The organism is Lederbergia citri (genome assembly GCF_018343625.1).
Taxonomy (GTDB): Bacteria; Bacillota; Bacilli; order Bacillales; family Bacillaceae_C; genus Lederbergia; species Lederbergia citri.
Genome location: NZ_JAGYPG010000006.1, coordinates 1 through 16695, shown reverse-complemented (window position 1 = coordinate 16695; position 16695 = coordinate 1). Strand labels below are relative to the sequence as shown.

General features: G+C 39.4%; 17 protein-coding genes, 1 rRNA gene and 1 other annotated feature. All 18 genes read right to left on the bottom strand.

Annotated features, from left to right (window positions below; translation table 11 throughout):
- Positions 1–136: 136 nt before the first annotated feature.
- Positions 137–322 carry a preprotein translocase subunit SecE gene (gene secE / locus KHA97_RS22665; RefSeq protein WP_213127083.1) on the bottom strand — a complete coding sequence of 62 codons (186 nt, stop codon included), beginning with the start codon at positions 320–322 and terminating at the stop codon, positions 137–139.
- Positions 323–361: 39 nt separating this feature from the next.
- The gene (gene rpmG / locus KHA97_RS22660) at positions 362–508 is read right to left on the bottom strand and encodes a 50S ribosomal protein L33 (protein WP_213127082.1); all 147 of its coding nucleotides are present in this window, start codon (positions 506–508) and stop codon (positions 362–364) included.
- 75 nt (positions 509–583) lie between these two features.
- Positions 584–1234 (bottom strand): RNA polymerase sporulation sigma factor SigH, encoded by a 651-nt coding sequence (gene sigH / locus KHA97_RS22655; protein WP_213127081.1) that lies wholly within the window; start codon positions 1232–1234, stop codon positions 584–586.
- A 69-nt stretch (positions 1235–1303) separates the two neighbouring features.
- On the bottom strand, positions 1304–1813 hold the full coding sequence (locus KHA97_RS22650; RefSeq protein ID WP_213127080.1) for an NYN domain-containing protein: 510 nt from the start codon (positions 1811–1813) through the stop codon (positions 1304–1306).
- 6 nt (positions 1814–1819) lie between these two features.
- Positions 1820–2563, bottom strand: coding sequence for a 23S rRNA (guanosine(2251)-2'-O)-methyltransferase RlmB (rlmB, locus tag KHA97_RS22645; protein ID WP_213127079.1), 744 nt, complete (start codon positions 2561–2563; stop codon positions 1820–1822).
- Positions 2560–2982 carry a Mini-ribonuclease 3 gene (locus tag KHA97_RS22640; protein ID WP_213127078.1) on the bottom strand — a complete coding sequence of 141 codons (423 nt, stop codon included), beginning with the start codon at positions 2980–2982 and terminating at the stop codon, positions 2560–2562. The genes rlmB and KHA97_RS22640 overlap by 4 nt, the downstream gene beginning before the upstream one ends.
- A gap of 5 nt (positions 2983–2987) precedes the next feature.
- Positions 2988–4385 (bottom strand): cysteine--tRNA ligase, encoded by a 1398-nt coding sequence (gene cysS, locus KHA97_RS22635; protein WP_213127077.1) that lies wholly within the window; start codon positions 4383–4385, stop codon positions 2988–2990.
- A complete protein-coding gene (gene epsC, locus KHA97_RS22630; RefSeq protein ID WP_213127076.1) occupies positions 4375–5040 on the bottom strand; it encodes a serine O-acetyltransferase EpsC in 666 nt (221 codons plus the stop codon). The genes cysS and epsC overlap by 11 nt, the downstream gene beginning before the upstream one ends.
- 319 nt (positions 5041–5359) lie before the next feature.
- Positions 5360–5594, bottom strand: a binding site (T-box leader).
- Positions 5595–5628: 34 nt separating this feature from the next.
- Positions 5629–7086, bottom strand: coding sequence for a glutamate--tRNA ligase (gene gltX / locus KHA97_RS22625; protein WP_213127075.1), 1458 nt, complete (start codon positions 7084–7086; stop codon positions 5629–5631).
- Positions 7087–7222: 136 nt separating this feature from the next.
- Entirely contained in the window at positions 7223–7705 is a 483-nt protein-coding gene (ispF, locus tag KHA97_RS22620) for a 2-C-methyl-D-erythritol 2,4-cyclodiphosphate synthase (RefSeq protein ID WP_213127074.1), read from the bottom strand.
- A 19-nt stretch (positions 7706–7724) separates the two neighbouring features.
- Positions 7725–8405: a 2-C-methyl-D-erythritol 4-phosphate cytidylyltransferase gene (ispD, locus tag KHA97_RS22615; RefSeq protein ID WP_213127073.1), complete on the bottom strand. Its 681-nt coding sequence runs from the start codon at positions 8403–8405 to the stop codon at positions 7725–7727.
- Positions 8406–8435: 30 nt separating this feature from the next.
- Positions 8436–9533 (bottom strand): PIN/TRAM domain-containing protein, encoded by a 1098-nt coding sequence (locus KHA97_RS22610; protein ID WP_213127072.1) that lies wholly within the window; start codon positions 9531–9533, stop codon positions 8436–8438.
- 223 nt (positions 9534–9756) lie between these two features.
- On the bottom strand, positions 9757–11130 hold the full coding sequence (radA, locus tag KHA97_RS22605; protein WP_213127071.1) for a DNA repair protein RadA: 1374 nt from the start codon (positions 11128–11130) through the stop codon (positions 9757–9759).
- A gap of 449 nt (positions 11131–11579) precedes the next feature.
- Positions 11580–14012 carry an ATP-dependent protease ATP-binding subunit ClpC gene (clpC, locus tag KHA97_RS22600; protein ID WP_213127070.1) on the bottom strand — a complete coding sequence of 811 codons (2433 nt, stop codon included), beginning with the start codon at positions 14010–14012 and terminating at the stop codon, positions 11580–11582.
- Between the two features lie 11 nt (positions 14013–14023).
- Entirely contained in the window at positions 14024–15094 is a 1071-nt protein-coding gene (locus tag KHA97_RS22595; protein WP_213127069.1) for a protein arginine kinase, read from the bottom strand.
- Positions 15091–15636 (bottom strand): UvrB/UvrC motif-containing protein, encoded by a 546-nt coding sequence (locus tag KHA97_RS22590; protein WP_213127068.1) that lies wholly within the window; start codon positions 15634–15636, stop codon positions 15091–15093. Before KHA97_RS22590 ends, KHA97_RS22595 begins: the two co-directional genes overlap by 4 nt.
- A 16-nt stretch (positions 15637–15652) precedes the next feature.
- Entirely contained in the window at positions 15653–16114 is a 462-nt protein-coding gene (locus KHA97_RS22585) for a CtsR family transcriptional regulator (RefSeq protein ID WP_213127196.1), read from the bottom strand.
- Between the two features lie 462 nt (positions 16115–16576).
- A 5S ribosomal RNA gene (rrf, locus tag KHA97_RS22580) occupies positions 16577–16692 on the bottom strand.
- Between the last annotated feature and the right edge of the window lie 3 nt (positions 16693–16695).

The following is a 16695-nucleotide window of genomic DNA, read 5'->3' as shown; positions in this document are numbered from 1 at the left end:
CTTCCCTCCCTGCACACTCATAAATTTTTTGCCAAATGAAAAAACCCGTTGACCGGGCTTTAAGACTCTCTATCTATATTTTTCATTATACCATGAGAAACTGTATATTATACAAGCCCCAAGGTAAAATAAGAATTTATAATCCTAGAATAAAACGAATTGATTTAGAAATGACTAGGTCAATTCCTGCAAAAAATAACGCAAGGATTGTGACTGTTGCTACAACTGTAATCGTATAGCCGGTAAGTTCTTTACGCCTCGGCCAACTTACTTTTCTCATTTCTGATCCTACATGGCGAAAGAATTGGGTTAAGCTTGACATGTTCGTACCTCCAAGTAAATAGCTGCTTATGGATGTATGCTATTTCGTTTCTTTGTGAATAGTATGAGCGTTACAACTTTTGCAAAATTTCTTTAACTCAAGGCGTGTAGCGTCATCTTTATTCTTATCGGTCATATAATTGCGCGAGCCACACGCTGCACAAACTAATGCAACTTTCTTTTTCACTTGCAGCACCTGCTCTCCCAATTATCTAATAAAAAATATCACGGAAGTTAGTTTCTGTCAATAATAGGTTTTGTATCAGACGCTGAATTCTCGTAGTTCTAAATAGCGCTCAAGCTTTCTCTTTACTCTTTGTAAAGCGTTATCAATTGATTTTACGTGACGATCCAATTCATCGGATATTTCTTGATATGTTCGTCCGTCCAGATAAAGCGCTAACACTTTTCTTTCTAAATCGCTCAATAATTCCATTACCTTTTCTTCGATGTTATTTAGCTTTTCTCTATTAATTAAAAGTTCCTCTGGATCAAGAATTTTTGCACCAGAGATCACATCCATTAATGTACGATCTGATTCTTCGTCATAAATAGGCTTGTCCAAAGAAACATAAGAATTTAGTGGGATGTGTTTTTGTCGGGTGGCTGTTTTGATTGCAGTGATGATTTGTCTAGTGATACAAAGTTCTGCAAAAGCTTTAAATGATGAAAGCTTATCTCCTTTAAAGTCTCGAATAGCTTTATAAAGACCAATCATGCCTTCTTGCACGATGTCCTCTTTATCCGCTCCAATTAAAAAATACGAACGGGCTTTCACTCTAACAAAATTGCGGTATTTTTTAATGAGGTAATCTAGTGCTTCGCTTTCTCCTTCATGAATCAGTTCGATCAATTCTTCATCTTCAAATAAATCATATCTGATGTCGTCATCTAGTCTGATATTTAAGATCACCGTATCCCCCCACCCTCAAAACCATAGATAAAATTATTATACATGACAGAATTTTCTAGCGTCAACTAGTCATTTCTCCCCGCGTCGCCATTTTTCGAAAATTGCTGCAACTTCATCACTTAAGGGAATTTTTGATGCCGGAAGTTTTTCTCTAGTACTTTCGAGCCGCTTATCTATCTTTCTATCGATGGCCTGAACTTCAATTAATAATTCCCGCGCAGAAATTCTAAGGGCTCCTTGTCCAAAAATAGCCCATTGTTCTGTGTAATCTGAAGTAGCAACGTGGATTTGCGTTCGAATATTGCTCAATTCTTTCGCTAATTTTTCGATCCGCTCGTCTGCGGTTTCTTCGGCTTTCGTATAAATGACATCAATTTTATGCTTGCGATATTTTTTTTCAACTCCCTTTACCTCATAAGCATCAAATACGACAATTACTTTATATCCAGTATAGCCTTGATAATCAGCCATAATTTCAATTAATCGATCTCTTGCAGCTGCAAGATCTTTCTTTTTTAGTTCAATCAATTCGGACCAAGCACCGATGATATTATAGCCATCGACAATAAGGATATCCATTTTTTATCAACCCTCAAGTGGATTCCGTTTTCGATGAACCTCATACATAAGTAAAGCAGCCGCCACTGAAGCATTTAGGGATGTAACGTGTCCTGACATCGGCAAATGGATTAAAAAATCACATTTTTCCCTAATTAAACGGCCAATCCCTTTACCTTCACTACCAATGACGATTGCAAGTGGCATCGTCGCATCCATCTTTCTATAATCTTGGCTTCCTTTTGCATCAGTTCCAAAAACCCAAATCCCACGTTCTTTGATTTCTTCTATTGTTCTTGCAATATTCGTCACACGTGCAACCGGAATATATTCAATGGCTCCTGTAGACAGCTTAGCGACAGTAGCGGTCAGGCCAACTGCTCGTCGCTTTGGGATGATGATGCCATGCACTCCGGCAGCGTCTGCTGTACGCAATATGGAACCGAGATTATGAGGATCTTCCAGCTCGTCTAAAATAAGAAAAAATGGATCTTCTCCTTTTTTAGAGGCATGAGCAAATAAATCGTCTAGCTCAGCATATTGGTAGGCAGCAACTTGTGCGATGACACCTTGATGATTCTCTTTCGTGTTCTGCTCGATTTTTTGCTTAGGAACGTATTGAACTAACACATTGCGCTCTTTCGCAAGCTTCACAATGACTTGCATTTGTCCTTTTTGAGATCCTTCAGCAATCCAGATTTTATTAATATCCCGGTCTGATTTTAACGCTTCAATAACGGGGTTTTTCCCCGCAATCCACTCTTGACTCATGCTGTTTCCACTCCCCCGGTTTCAATCTTCATAATTGCCTCATCAATGATTTCGTTAAGTCGATTTTGGTCGTTTGCTAAATATACCCAGCCAATCACCGCTTCGAAAGCGGTGCTATGGCGGTAGGTGAGAACATCCGTATTTTTGGGGGTTGTCCCAGATTTGGCATTTCTCCCCCGCTTCATAACATTCATTTCTTCCTCATTTAGAAAATTTTCTTCAATCATTTTCTTTAAAATACTCGACTGCGCTTTAGCCGAGACGAAACGAGTCGCTTCTCGGTGAAGCCGATGCGGTTTTGTTTTACCATTCAGTAAAAGATAGTGGCGGATAAACACATCATAAACGGCGTCACCGATATAAGCGAGAGCTAAACTATTCAATTGCTTATAGTCTACTTCTTTCTCAGGCAGATTCATATTGATTAGCCCCGTTTCCATCTTGTACCTTGAGGTGTATCTTCAAGAATGATGTTCATTTCTTTTAATTGATCACGAATTTGGTCTGCACGTTGGAAGTCGCGATTTCTTCTCGCAGCTAGGCGTTCCTCAATTAATTTTTCAATCTCGCCATCGAGCAGTTCCGCCGCTTCCAATTGAAGACCGAGGACGGAGAATAATTCTTCAAATATTTGCATGAATGATTCAATGACCTTAACAGATGTATTTTCTTCCATCAAATAATAATTGGCTTGTTTTGCTAGCTCAAATAAAATGGAGATTCCATCTGCCGTATTAAAATCGTCATCCATTTCTTTTATAAATTCATTCTTCAAGTCCGAAATTTTTTGCAAGTTCTCCTCGTCGTTCGTTGTCAAATTCGCACTTACATTTAGTCGATATTTTAAATTTTGATAAGACGTTTTTAATCTTTCAAGACCCGCTCCGGCATTTCTTAACAATTCGTCTGTAAAATTGATCGGGTTGCGGTAATGGACGGCTAACATAAAGAACCTTAATACTTGTGGATCAACAGATTTAAGGATGTCATGAACAAGGACAAAGTTTCCAAGCGACTTCGACATTTTTTCGTTGTCGATGTTGATGTATCCATTATGCATCCAATAACGGGCAAATGTTTTTCCTGTCAGTGCTTCTGATTGAGCAATTTCATTTTCATGATGTGGGAAAGTTAAATCTTGTCCGCCTGCATGGATATCGATCGTATCGCCCAAATATTTTCTTGCCATCGCAGAGCACTCGATATGCCAACCCGGTCTTCCCTTACCCCACGGACTTTCCCAATAAATTTCTCCTTCTTTTGCTGCTTTCCATAATGTAAAATCAAGGGCATCTTCTTTCTTTTCACCAGCTTGAATGCGGGCGCCAATTTTTAAATCATCGATTGATTGATGGGAAAGCTTTCCGTATTCGTCAAAGCGTCTTGTTCTATAATAAACATCTCCATCTGATTCATAGGCAAAACCTTTTTCAATCAATGTTTCGATAAATTCAATAATGATATCCATATTTTCTGTTACACGTGGATGTAGATTTGCTCTTTTGCAGCCAAGTGCAGATACATCTTCAAAAAATGCTTCAATGAACCGTTCCGCAATTGTTGGGACATCGCTTCCAAGTTCTGCTGCCGCTTTAATAAGCTTATCGTCTACATCTGTAAAATTGGAAACAAAATTAACTTCATATCCCCGATATTCCAAATAACGGCGAACCGTATCGAAAACAATCGGCGGTCTTGCGTTTCCGATATGAATATAGTTATAGACGGTCGGACCGCAAACATACATCTTAACTTTTCCTTCTTCTAACGGTATAAAATCTTCTTTTTTTCGAGTAAGCGTATTATAAATTTTAATGGCCATCAATCGAGACTCCTTCCGAAATTTCCTTCCGCAATTGAGAGATTTCTTCTTGCAACTGAGCGATCTTTTTATCCATTTCTGTACATTTATCTGAAACTGGATCAGGTAGATCACAATGATTCAAATCTTTAATTCTAACTCCATCCCGGACAACGACTCGTCCTGGTATACCGACAACCGTAGAATTGGGTGGTACATCTTTTAAAACGACGGAGCCAGCCCCTATTTTTGAATTTTTCCCTATCGTAATATTACCAAGCACCTTGGCACCCGTTGCGATAAGAGCGTTATCTTCAATCGTCGGATGCCGCTTTCCTTTTTCTTTTCCCGTTCCCCCTAAAGTGACACCTTGATAAACTGTCACATTATTACCGATTTCACACGTTTCCCCAATGACAACCCCCATTCCATGGTCTATGAAGAAACGACGCCCAATAACCGCACCGGGGTGAATCTCAATCCCTGTAAAAAAACGATTGATTTGCGATATAACTCTCGCAGCAAAATACATTTTTCTATTGTATAAAGCATGTGCCACGCGATGAGCCCAAATGGCATGCAAGCCTGAATAGGTTAAGATCACCTCAATACTGGTACGTGCAGCGGGATCCTGATCGAATACAGTCTCTATATCTTCTTTCATTCTTTTAAACATTTTTTTAGGCACCCCTTTATAGAAAATAAGAAAAGCGCAAGCGCCTTGCTCATCGACGTACAGGCCCACAGGATGTGGGTCCGTCGACGTTGCCACAGGACGTGGCGGTTTTAGTTGACGTTCCTTTTTGGCAATCGACTGAGATAAAGGAAACACGATGAGCCTATAAGGCGAATCTGGCTTCCTTATCGTAGGGAGAGGGACAAGAAGTTTGATAGTCGATAGGCGCTGGAGCTGGACAGCAACCATCTTTTTTCAAAAGTTTAGACTTAAATCTATTTATACTTTCTTTTAAAAAAATAAAAACGCCTCTGAAAAAATCAGAGACGCCTTTGGCGCGGTTCCACTCTGGTTGGGCACAGCTTTGTAAAAAGCAGGCGCCCCGGCTCCTTCTTGATAACGGCAAGACTACCGCCAGCACCTACTCAGCTTCCCCGTTCGGCTTTGGACTCAGAGGCGCACTTCAAAAAAGGATTAGCTGGTCCCGCTCTCAGCCGGTGGCGGCACTCTCTGATCAGCATCATTTTTTTACTCTTCCTCTTCAACGTTTTAATTATAAGTATAATATATTATAGTTTTGTCTAAATGTTAACCCTTCAAACGCTCTAGTCGTCTTTTTATTTTTTCTTTGCCTAATAATTCGATTGCATTTGGAAGTTCTGGTCCATGTGTTTGACCCGTAACCGCGACACGAATCGGCATAAATAATTTTTTCCCTTTTTGCCCAGTTGATTTTTGCACGGCTTTGATTGCCTGTTTAATGCCATCCGCTTCGAAAGGTGTAAGGGCATCTACCTCATCATAAAATGCGCTTAGAACTTCAGGAACTTGCTCCTCTGCCAAAACAGCTTTTGCCTCTTCGTCATACTCGATTTCATCTATGAAAAACATGCTTGATAGCTCTATGATTTCTGCTCCGTAGCTCATTTGATCTTGATACAGAGCAATTAAACTTCTCGCCCATTCTTTCTCTTCTTGATTTGGCTGTTCACTTACAAGTCCAGCTTTTACAAGGTGAGGTAAAGATAAAGCTACAACTTCATCAAGATCCAACTTTTTCATATATTGATTATTCATCCAAGCAAGCTTTTGCTTGTCGAATAGCGCAGGGGATTTCGAAAGTCGATTCGCATCGAAGATTTTAATGAATTCTTCTTTTGAAAAAATCTCTTCTTCCCCTTGAGGTGACCATCCAAGCAAGGCGATAAAATTAAACAAAGCTTCAGGTAAATACCCAAGTTCAGCGTATTGCTCAATAAATTGGATAATCGATTCGTCGCGCTTACTCAATTTTTTACGGCTTTCGTTGACGATGAGTGTCATATGTCCATAAGTAGGCGGTTCCCAATCAAATGCCTCAAAAATCATCAATTGCTTTGGAGTATTAGAAATATGGTCGTCTCCACGAAGAACATGGCTAATTTTCATTAAATGATCATCGATGGCTACAGCGAAATTATACGTTGGGATACCGTCTTTTTTTACAATGACAAAGTCACCGATGCCATCGGATTCAAAAGAAACTTCATCTTTTACCATATCTTTAAAGGCATAGACCTTCCCAGCAGGTACTCTAAAACGAATGCTTGGAATTCTTCCTTCCGCTTCAAGTGCTGCCCGCTCTTCCTCAGAAAGATGAGCACATTTCCCGGAATAGCGCGGCATTTCACTGCGTGCGATTTGCGCTTCACGCTCTTTTTCAAGTTCTTCCTCCGTACAGTAACATTTATAGGCTAGACCACGCTCTAAAAGCTGATCATAATATTTTTTATAAATGTCAACTCGCTCGGATTGTCGATATGGACCGTAGCCTCCGTCCTTGTCCACACTTTCGTCCCAATCGATTCCCAGCCATTTTAAGTACTTAAGCTGACTTTCTTCGCCGCCCTCAATATTACGTTTTAAATCTGTATCTTCAATTCTAATAAGGAATGTTCCACCCATATTACGTGCATATAGATAATTAAATAGTGCTGTACGCGCATTACCAATGTGCAGATGGCCCGTTGGACTTGGCGCATAGCGCACTCTCACGTCATTTGACATTTTGTTGCCTCCATTCAAAATCACGGTCTTTCTATTTTACAATAATATAAACTCTTAATAAAGTTCTTGTACACTTTTAACTTTGTGCAGCTGATTGCCGCTTTAGGAGCTGGCTTTATACTTTTTAAAAAATTAGCTAGTCATTATTTTTCTCAATTAATATTACGGCCTGAGTGGCAATTCCTTCTTCGCGTCCCACAAAGCCAAGGCGCTCTGTAGTCGTGGCCTTAACATTAACTTGAGACGTATCCGCTTCTAAAAGCTCCGCTATCCGCTCTTTCATTTTTTCAATATGAGGAGCCATTTTCGGCTTCTGCGCCATGATGGTACAATCGATATTAACAAGGGAATATCCACGATCTTTTACAAGATTCCAGACGTGAGTCAAAAGCTTTGCAGAATCTGCGTCTTTAAATTTGGGATCCGTATCAGGAAAATGTCTGCCGATATCCCCTTCCCCAATCGCTCCAAGACAAGCGTCTGCTACCGTATGTAAAAGAACATCCGCATCAGAATGCCCAATCAATCCTTTTTCGTAAGGAATCTCAATTCCACCAATGATTAATGGCCGGCCTTCAGCAAATTCATGCACATCAAAGCCTTGTCCAACTCTAAACATTCATGCATTCTCCTTAAGTTCAATTTTCTTGTTGCCTTTTCTTTAAAATCGCCTCAGCAAAGTACAGGTCTTCCGGTGTCGTTAATTTAATATTATCGTAGTCAGCCTCAACAACTTTTACGGAATGTCGAGTTTTCTCTACGAGCGACGCTTCATCTGTCCCTAAATATTTTTCTTTTTGAGCACGCTCGTGTGCATTCTTCAACAAAGAAAAATGAAAAGCTTGTGGGGTTTGCACCTGCCACAAGCTGGATCGGTCTACCGTTTCAACGACTTCAAAATTTTTAACTTTTTTGATCGTATCCTTCACCGGAACAGCCGCTATTGCTGCTCCATTTTCTTCCGCTGCAGCGACGAGACGCGCTATAGTCTCCGGACGAATAAAAGGGCGGGCTCCATCATGAACGAGAATGATTCCTTCTTCCTTAGCAGCTGTCAATCCATTATACACGCTATATTGCCGCTCACTACCACCAAATACAAGGTGTATCTTCGTATAGCGGCTCCCGATTTCGGTAAAAAAAGATTCATCATTCGAATGAATCACAAGGATAATTCGACTACAATTAGGATCCTTTTCAAAAACATCAAGTGTATGAAGAATGATAGGTCTTCCTGCCAAGTTCATCAATAATTTGTTGTATCCAGCACCCATTCTCTTACCCGACCCTGCAGCTGGAATGATCACTTGATAATTCATTTACTTTTCCCCTATTCCTCATTCAATCATTTATAATGCCTTCTCCAGCAGCTTCGGCTTCGCAAAAATCATTCGTCCAGCTGATGTTTGCAAGACACTTGTTACGACCACATCAATTCGTTTCCCAATATAATTTCTGCCTTCTTCCACTACAATCATTGTACCATCGTCCAAATAAGCAACGCCTTGATTATATTCTTTTCCATCTTTTATAACTTGAACATTTAACTCTTCTCCCGGTAAAACAACAGGTTTCACTGCATTAGCAAGATCATTGATATTTAATACATTTACATTTTGAAACTCACATACTTTATTTAAATTATAGTCATTTGTAACAACAATCCCATCTGTAAGCTTAGCAAGTTTGATGAGCTTACTATCGACTTCTTGAATATCATCAAAGTCAATCTCGTACATTTCAACTTGAATATCTATTTCTTTTTGAATCCGATTCAGGATATCAAGCCCTCGTCTTCCGCGATTACGTTTCAATGCATCAGACGAATCGGCTATATGCTGAAGCTCTTCAAGGACAAATTGAGGTATGACAATAATTCCATCTAAAAATCCAGTTTGGCAAATATCAGCTATCCTGCCATCAATAATGACGCTCGTATCTAGTATTTTTAACCTTTTGGAAGAAGTATCTTTTTCGGCCTCTCCCCCATCTGCACCTCGTTTTTTTCCACCTCGATTGATAGAAAAAAGGCTCGTAAGTTCATCTCGTTTTTTAAAACCTACCTGGAATCCTAGATATCCAAGCAATAATGTCAACAATATCGGAACATACGTATTAATAATAGGGATTTCCATTTGATTTATGGCCAGACCTGCTAAAAATGCGACAATCAAACCGAAAATAAGACCGAGACTACCGAATAAAATATCTGTGATAGGAGCTTTTACAATCCTATCTTCAAGCCATTTTACACCGTTGACAATAAAATCAACTGCCCAAAAAGTGATTAAATAAAAAATAATTGCACCTATAATAGCTGAAATATATGGGTTATTAATTAACGCCACACCATCTAGCTTTACCAATTTTAATAATTCAGGAATGAGAAAAATGCCCAAAGTGCCTCCAAGCAGCAAGAAACACGCTTGTACAATTCTTTTTAACATACATTCCTTCACCTCCTTCTTCTAATTATTAACAATTAACTTGCATAAAAACCGTGGGATTGTAAAAAATTTCCTTTTTAAAAGATTCAATATAAAATATAAGTTCTCATTTTAATATAACATTATCTGTAAAAAAACTCCTTCACCAAAAGGTAGCAATTTTAAATATTAATGTCAATTCTAGCATAGGACAAAAGCACTTTTTTTAAAATATGTTCACAATCTATGAGAAAGCATATTGAAGTGCTTCTCCTACAGTATTAACCCCAATAACTTCAATTCCAGCGGGAGCTTTCCAGCCTCCAATATTATTGGCTGGTATTATGACTCTCTCAAATCCAAGTTTTGCGGCTTCTTGAATCCGTTGTTCAATTCTTGAAACTCGACGGACTTCACCTGTCAATCCAACTTCTCCAATGATGCAATCCGTTGCTCTCGTTTGTTTATCGCGAAAACTAGACGCGATGCTTGTCGCGATTGCAAGGTCAATTGCCGGCTCATCAAGCTTTACTCCACCCGCCACTTTTAAATAAGCATCTTGATTTTGCAATAATAATCCTACTCTTTTTTCTAAAACTGCCATGATTAAGGATACTCGGTTATGATCAATTCCAGTTGCCATTCTTCTAGGATTTCCAAAGCTAGTAGGGGAAATAAGTGCCTGGATTTCTACTAAAACAGGGCGTGTCCCTTCCATAGATGCCACGACAGTGGAACCAGAAGTGCCTTTGGATCTTTCCTCTAGGAAAATCTCAGATGGGTTCTCTACCTCTTCTAGACCCGATTCCTTCATTTCAAAAATTCCCATTTCATTTGTAGAGCCAAAACGGTTTTTTACAGCACGCAGTATTCGATACGTATGGTGTCGCTCCCCTTCAAAATAGAGGACTGTATCCACCATATGCTCTAGTAAACGTGGTCCGGCAATTGCGCCTTCCTTTGTTACATGGCCGACTATAAAAATAGCAATTCCTTTCGTTTTGGCAATTCGCATTAGTTCTGCCGTACATTCACGTACTTGGGATACACTTCCGGGAGCTGATGTGACCTCAGGATGATAGACGGTTTGAATCGAGTCTACCACTACAAAATGAGGAGATAAATCTTCAATTGTTTGGTGAATCAATTCTAAATTGGTTTCGGCATATATATAAAGTTCTGGTGATGAAACATTTAGTCTGTCAGCTCTAAGCTTTGTTTGTTTGACAGATTCTTCCCCAGAAATATAGAGGACTTTTGGATTTACTGCTGCTAATTGTGCGGATACTTGCAAGAGTAAGGTGGACTTACCGATTCCTGGATCGCCGCCAATTAGGATAAGAGATCCTGGGACTACCCCACCACCGAGTACACGGTTTAATTCTTTTAATTCAGTTGTAACACGCGGTTCGTGTTTCGTTTCAATTGAAGTGATTGGAGATGCTTTGGAAAGTTCTTCAGACGAGGTATGTTGAAATGATCGTTTCGGTTGTTTTCCGATTATATCTACTTCTTCCACCATTTGGTTCCATTCCCCACAGCCCGGACATCTTCCCATCCACTTAGCCGATTCATACCCACAAGATTGACACATAAATTTTGTTTTTTTCTTTGCCATCTTTTTCTCCTTTGAATAGAAATGCGAAAGCGCCTTGTCCATCGACGTAGAAACTTCAGGGCCTTTAACTGAGATAAAGGAAACACGATGAGTCCGATAGGACGAATCGATGTTGACTTATCGTAGGGAAAAGGACAAGAAGTTTGCTAGTCGATAGGCGCTGGAGCTAGACATTTAGAAATGCGTAAGCGCCTTGCTTATCGACCTATGGATTTCAGATTTCCTGACGAGATAAAGGAAACACGATGAGTCCGATAGGGCGAATCGATGTTGACTTATCGTAGGAATGAGGTGGAAATCCATTAGTCAATAGGCGCTGCAGCTAGACTTAGAAATTTGAAAGTGTTGCGTCAAATATATCATTAAAGAAAAGAACTGGGTACACATTCAAGACAGTGTACCCAGGTTTTTTGCTTCCGCAAAATAACCTTCTGCTAGAAGTTGTCAAATTATGACATAGATTTTTCAGTTGGCTTTACTGTAAATTCTCCGTTTTCGACATCAATTAAAATATGTTGGCCAGTACCAATGTTGCCTTTCAATAATTCCTCGGATAAACGATCTTCTATGAACTTTTGAATGGCCCTTCTAAGCGGACGGGCTCCATATTCAGGATCAAAGCCTTCATCTGTAATTTTTTCTATAGCAGCATCTGTCAATTCCAAATCCATTTCCTGCTCTTTTAGTCGCTTCATTAATTGTTCTGCCATCAGCGAAACAATTTCCTTCAAATGCGGTTTTTCTAAAGCGTGGAAAACAATGATTTCATCGATACGATTTAGAAATTCTGGTCGGAAGGCTCTTTTCAGCTCTTCCATTACCTTGCTCTTCATATCTTTATAATCCTGTTCTCCGTCTTGAATGCTAAAACCAACATATTTATTGCGTTTTAACGACTCTGCTCCAACATTTGAAGTTAAAATTAACACAGTATTTCTAAAGTCAACCGTTCTTCCTTTTGAATCTGTGAGGCGCCCATCTTCTAATACTTGCAATAAGATATTAAATACGTCGGGATGGGCTTTCTCGATTTCATCAAGCAAAATAACCGAATATGGCTTTCTTCTTACTTTTTCAGTTAATTGCCCGCCTTCTTCAAAGCCGACATATCCCGGAGGAGAACCGACAAGTCTTGAGGTTGAGTGTTTTTCCATGTATTCGGACATATCAATACGTATCATCGCATCTTCATCACCGAACATCGCTTCTGCTAAAGCTCTCGCAAGCTCAGTTTTACCAACTCCCGTAGGGCCTAAGAAGATGAATGAACCAATTGGCCGCTTAGGATCCTTTAGTCCGGCCCTTGCTCTACGAACTGCTTTCGCCACTGATTTTACCGCTTCTTCTTGACCAATGACCCTTGAATGCAAAATTTCTTCCAATTTCAATAACTTTTCGGTTTCAGTTGAAGCTAACTTAGACACTGGGATTCCGGTCCAACTAGCTACTACATGAGCAATATCGTCGACTGTAACCTCACTGTTTTCTTGACCTTGTTTTTCTTTCCATGTTTTTTTCGTTTCTTCCAGTTCCTCGCGAAGTCGTTGCTCAGAATCACGAAGAGAAGCTGCTTTTTCAAACTCTTGACTTTGAACAGCTGCGTCTTTTTCTTTTCGTATTGTCTCGAGCTTGGCTTCAAGTTCTTTCAAGTTTGGAGGAGTTGTATAAGAACGAAGTCGCACCTTCGACCCTGCCTCGTCAATTAAATCAATTGCTTTATCCGGTAAGAAACGATCAGATATATAGCGATCAGATAATTTCACAGCAGCTTCAATTGCCTCATCTGTAATCGAAACACGGTGGTGTGCCTCATAGCGATCTCTCAATCCTTTTAAAATTAAAATGGATTCCTCCGCTGTCGGCTCATCTACTTGAATTGGTTGGAAACGGCGTTCAAGCGCTGCGTCCTTTTCAATATATTTTCGATATTCATCTAACGTAGTAGCGCCAATACATTGCAATTCACCGCGTGCCAAAGATGGTTTTAAAATATTAGAGGCATCTATTGCACCTTCTGCTCCGCCTGCACCGATCAACGTATGGAGTTCATCAATAAATAGAATGATATTTCCTGCTTGGCGAATCTCATCCATTACTTTTTTCAAGCGATCTTCAAATTCTCCACGATATTTCGTTCCTGCTACGACAGTTCCCATATCCAGAGTCATAACTCGTTTATCACGCAAAATTTCTGGAACCTCATTTTGAATAATTTGTTGGGCAAGGCCTTCAGCGATCGCCGTTTTACCAACCCCTGGCTCTCCAATGAGAACAGGATTGTTTTTTGTACGCCTGCTTAAAACTTCAATGACCCTTTGAATTTCTTTATTTCGACCAATTACAGGATCTAGGCTACCTTCCTTTGCGATAGCTGTTAAATCACGAGCAAGTCCGTCTAATGTTGGAGTGCTGGCACTTGATGAACCCCCACCGTGATTATTCGCTTCATTGCTCCCTAGTAGCTGAAGCACTTGTTGGCGGGCTTTGTTTAAGCTCACTCCTAAATTATTTAAAACGCGAGCAGCCACCCCTTCACCCTCGCGGATTAATCCTAGAAGAATATGCTCGGTGCCTACATAGGAATGCCCAAGTTTTCGAGCTTCGTCCATGGAAAGCTCAATGACTTTTTTTGCTCTCGGTGTGTAGTGAATATTTTGCGAGGTATCCTGTCCACGGCCAATTAAATTCTCTACTTCTTTTTGGATTTTTTCGGGTCCCAATGCAAGGCCATACAAAGCTTTGGCAGCAATCCCTTCGCCTTCTCTCACTAGTCCAAGCAAAATATGTTCCGTACCGATATTGCTATGTCCAAGACGGATCGCCTCTTCTTGTGATAACGCCAATACTTTTTGTGCCCTCTCAGTAAAACGTCCAAACATCATACGATCTCCTCCTAACTATCTTTCTCTTCAAGTTTTAATCGTTCACGAATAAATGCTGCTCTCTTAATATCACGTTCAGCCGGACGGAGGGGACCGCCAGCATATTGTTGTAAAAATCCAGGCTGCGTCAAAATCATTAATTCGTTAAGGATATTTCTTGATAAATGCTTTATATACCCTGTATCTATGCCCAATCTAACATCAGATAAACATTCGGCAGCCTCTTTTGTTTCTATCACACGGCTATTGGCCAAAATTCCATAAGATCGGAATACTCTATCCTCTAATTGTATGTTTGATGTCTTTACTAATGCTTCTCTCGCCGATCTTTCCTGAGCGATGATCTGCTGCACAACACTTGTTAAATCCCCTACAATATCTTCTTCAGATTTTCCAAGGGTGATTTGATTTGAAATTTGAAATATATTACCTAACGCTTCGCTGCCTTCTCCGTACATCCCTCTTACAACAAGACCGAGCTGATTGATAGCAGGAATGATTCGATTCATTTGCCTTGTTAAAATTAATGCGGGAAGGTGAACCATAACGGATGCCCTTAACCCAGTTCCAACATTTGTTGGACAACTCGTTAAATATCCAAGATTTTCATCGAATGCATAGTCTATTTTTTCCTCTAACAAATCATCAATTTCATTGGCTCTTTTTAACGCTTCATTTATTTGAAGTCCAGGAAATAAGCATTGGATTCTTATGTGGTCTTCTTCATTTACCATAATACTGATATCTTCATTTTCGGATAATATAACAGCACCATGAGAAGCATTTTCTGCTAGGCGAGGACTAATTAAATGCTTTTCTACTAACACTCTCTTTTGCAGAGTTTTTAAATCCTCTACTTCTAAAAATTCCATTACTCCGTAGGAATCAAATAAATCAGAATGTATTTCTTTTAATTGGTTGATAATTTCCCTCGCCTCTTCATTACTAAACAATGTAGGGAATTTATAATTGCGAAAATTTCTTGCAAGTCGTATTCGAGAACTTAAAATAATATCAGAATCAGGGCCTTCTGCACTCATCCATGAACTAACCGCTTTATTTAAAAATTTTTCTAAATTCATGATCTCCCCTCCTCATCCAACATCGTATTTTCGAGGGAACGGATTTGGTCACGTATTTCAGCTGCTTTTTCAAATTCTTCTTTAGCGATTAATGTACGAAGCTCTTCTTTAAGTAATTGAACTTTCTTTTTTAAATGGATTGATCCCCCTATTCTTTTTGGAACCTTTCCACCATGTTTTATGTTGCCACTATGAAGTCTTCTCAAAATCGGTGCCATTTGATCCTTAAACGCATCATAACAATTGGCACATCCGAAGCGGCCAATGTTTATAAATTGCTGAAACGTCATTTTACATACTTCACATTGATCAATTTGTTCAGATGGAGAAGGTTGCGATTTTGCCTTTTGAAAAGAAGGATCCAAATTTAATAGACCGGCTAGTAAATCGTTAAATGAAAAACCACCTGCACCATCAAGCATAAAAAACTCGCCTTTTTCTTGGGCACACTTTTCACAAAGTTGAACTGTCGTCTTTTCACCATTCACGACCTTTGTAAAATGCATCGTTGCGGGTCTTTCTTTACATTCTTGGCATATCATCACCTTCACCTTACCTTTATTCATATTTAATCGCTAGAAGCATTGCCTTCATAAGTCTCGCCCTCATCTCATCACGTTCAGGTAAATCAAGATATATAACGGAGCGATCGATTACGCTTAGCATTAATTTTGCTTCTTTTTCATTTATAACCCTTTCATCTAATAACCGAAAAACAATATCCTGTGCATTTGGTTGAGAAATATTTCTCCCTATAAGAACCCCTAACTGATCGATCAAATGAGCTTTAGTGTGTGTTCTTACCTTCGTAATTCGAATATAACCGCCTCCCCCTCTTTTGCTTTCTACCATATACCCTCTTTCAATCGTAAAGCGAGTATTGATTACGTAGTTAATTTGGGAAGGCACACATTGAAATTTATCAGCAATCTCACTTCTTTTTATCTCAACAATTTCTGATTCACTTAGTTCAAGCACTTTTTTTAAATAACTTTCTATTACATCGGAGATATTCCGCATCATCAAGCCACCTCCTTGAACCGACGCTTGACTTTGACTATATTTGACTTAATTATACCGAAAAATACTCATAAAATGCAATTATCTATATCCAACATTATTTTATCCACGCAGCAAAAAAACGAAACCAAATCGCGTTGTTTGACAAATTTTTCAAAGAACATTAATAACATCTCCTTAATGCTAGGGAAGGAATTTCGCATATTATTGAATCAGTATGGTGTGGTGTACGCAAATAATGTCTATTTCACTAAGAAAATTTATTAAAAATTGAAAAATTGACCTAAAGAAAGGTGGACGAACAGGGACACAATCGGACGTGCTTGAATGGTTATATTAAGAACCTTATCTTTCTAAACGATATAACAAAATATGTACTGAAGGGAATCAATCGCGGTATTAAAGTCTTCGGCATTTTTTTGAAAACAAAAAAGACACTCTCATTTGAGAATGTCTTTGATTGCCTGGCAACGTCCTGCTCTTGCAAGGGGAAGCCCCTTACTACCATCGGCGCTGAAGAGCTTAACTTCCGTGTTCGGGATGGGAACGGGTGTGACCTCTTCGCCATCGCCACCAGACAA

Bases quoted from the DNA above. Each gene is read 5' to 3' on its own strand.
- secE (WP_213127083.1), bottom strand. From the start codon at position 322: ATGTCAAGCTTAACCCAATTCTTTCGCCATGTAGGATCAGAAATGAGA.
- KHA97_RS22650 (WP_213127080.1), bottom strand. From the start codon at position 1,813: ATGGATATCCTTATTGTCGATGGCTATAATATCATCGGTGCTTGGTCC.
- rlmB (WP_213127079.1), bottom strand. From the start codon at position 2,563: ATGAGTCAAGAGTGGATTGCGGGGAAAAACCCCGTTATTGAAGCGTTA.
- KHA97_RS22640 (WP_213127078.1), bottom strand. From the start codon at position 2,982: ATGAATCTGCCTGAGAAAGAAGTAGACTATAAGCAATTGAATAGTTTA.
- cysS (WP_213127077.1), bottom strand. From the start codon at position 4,385: ATGGCCATTAAAATTTATAATACGCTTACTCGAAAAAAAGAAGATTTT.
- epsC (WP_213127076.1), bottom strand. From the start codon at position 5,040: ATGTTTAAAAGAATGAAAGAAGATATAGAGACTGTATTCGATCAGGAT.
- gltX (WP_213127075.1), bottom strand. From the start codon at position 7,086: ATGTCAAATGACGTGAGAGTGCGCTATGCGCCAAGTCCAACGGGCCAT.
- ispF (WP_213127074.1), bottom strand. From the start codon at position 7,705: ATGTTTAGAGTTGGACAAGGCTTTGATGTGCATGAATTTGCTGAAGGC.
- ispD (WP_213127073.1), bottom strand. From the start codon at position 8,405: ATGAATTATCAAGTGATCATTCCAGCTGCAGGGTCGGGTAAGAGAATG.
- KHA97_RS22610 (WP_213127072.1), bottom strand. From the start codon at position 9,533: ATGTTAAAAAGAATTGTACAAGCGTGTTTCTTGCTGCTTGGAGGCACT.
- radA (WP_213127071.1), bottom strand. From the start codon at position 11,130: ATGGCAAAGAAAAAAACAAAATTTATGTGTCAATCTTGTGGGTATGAA.
- clpC (WP_213127070.1), bottom strand. From the start codon at position 14,012: ATGATGTTTGGACGTTTTACTGAGAGGGCACAAAAAGTATTGGCGTTA.
- KHA97_RS22595 (WP_213127069.1), bottom strand. From the start codon at position 15,094: ATGAATTTAGAAAAATTTTTAAATAAAGCGGTTAGTTCATGGATGAGT.
- KHA97_RS22590 (WP_213127068.1), bottom strand. From the start codon at position 15,636: ATGATATGCCAAGAATGTAAAGAAAGACCCGCAACGATGCATTTTACA.
- KHA97_RS22585 (WP_213127196.1), bottom strand. From the start codon at position 16,114: ATGCGGAATATCTCCGATGTAATAGAAAGTTATTTAAAAAAAGTGCTT.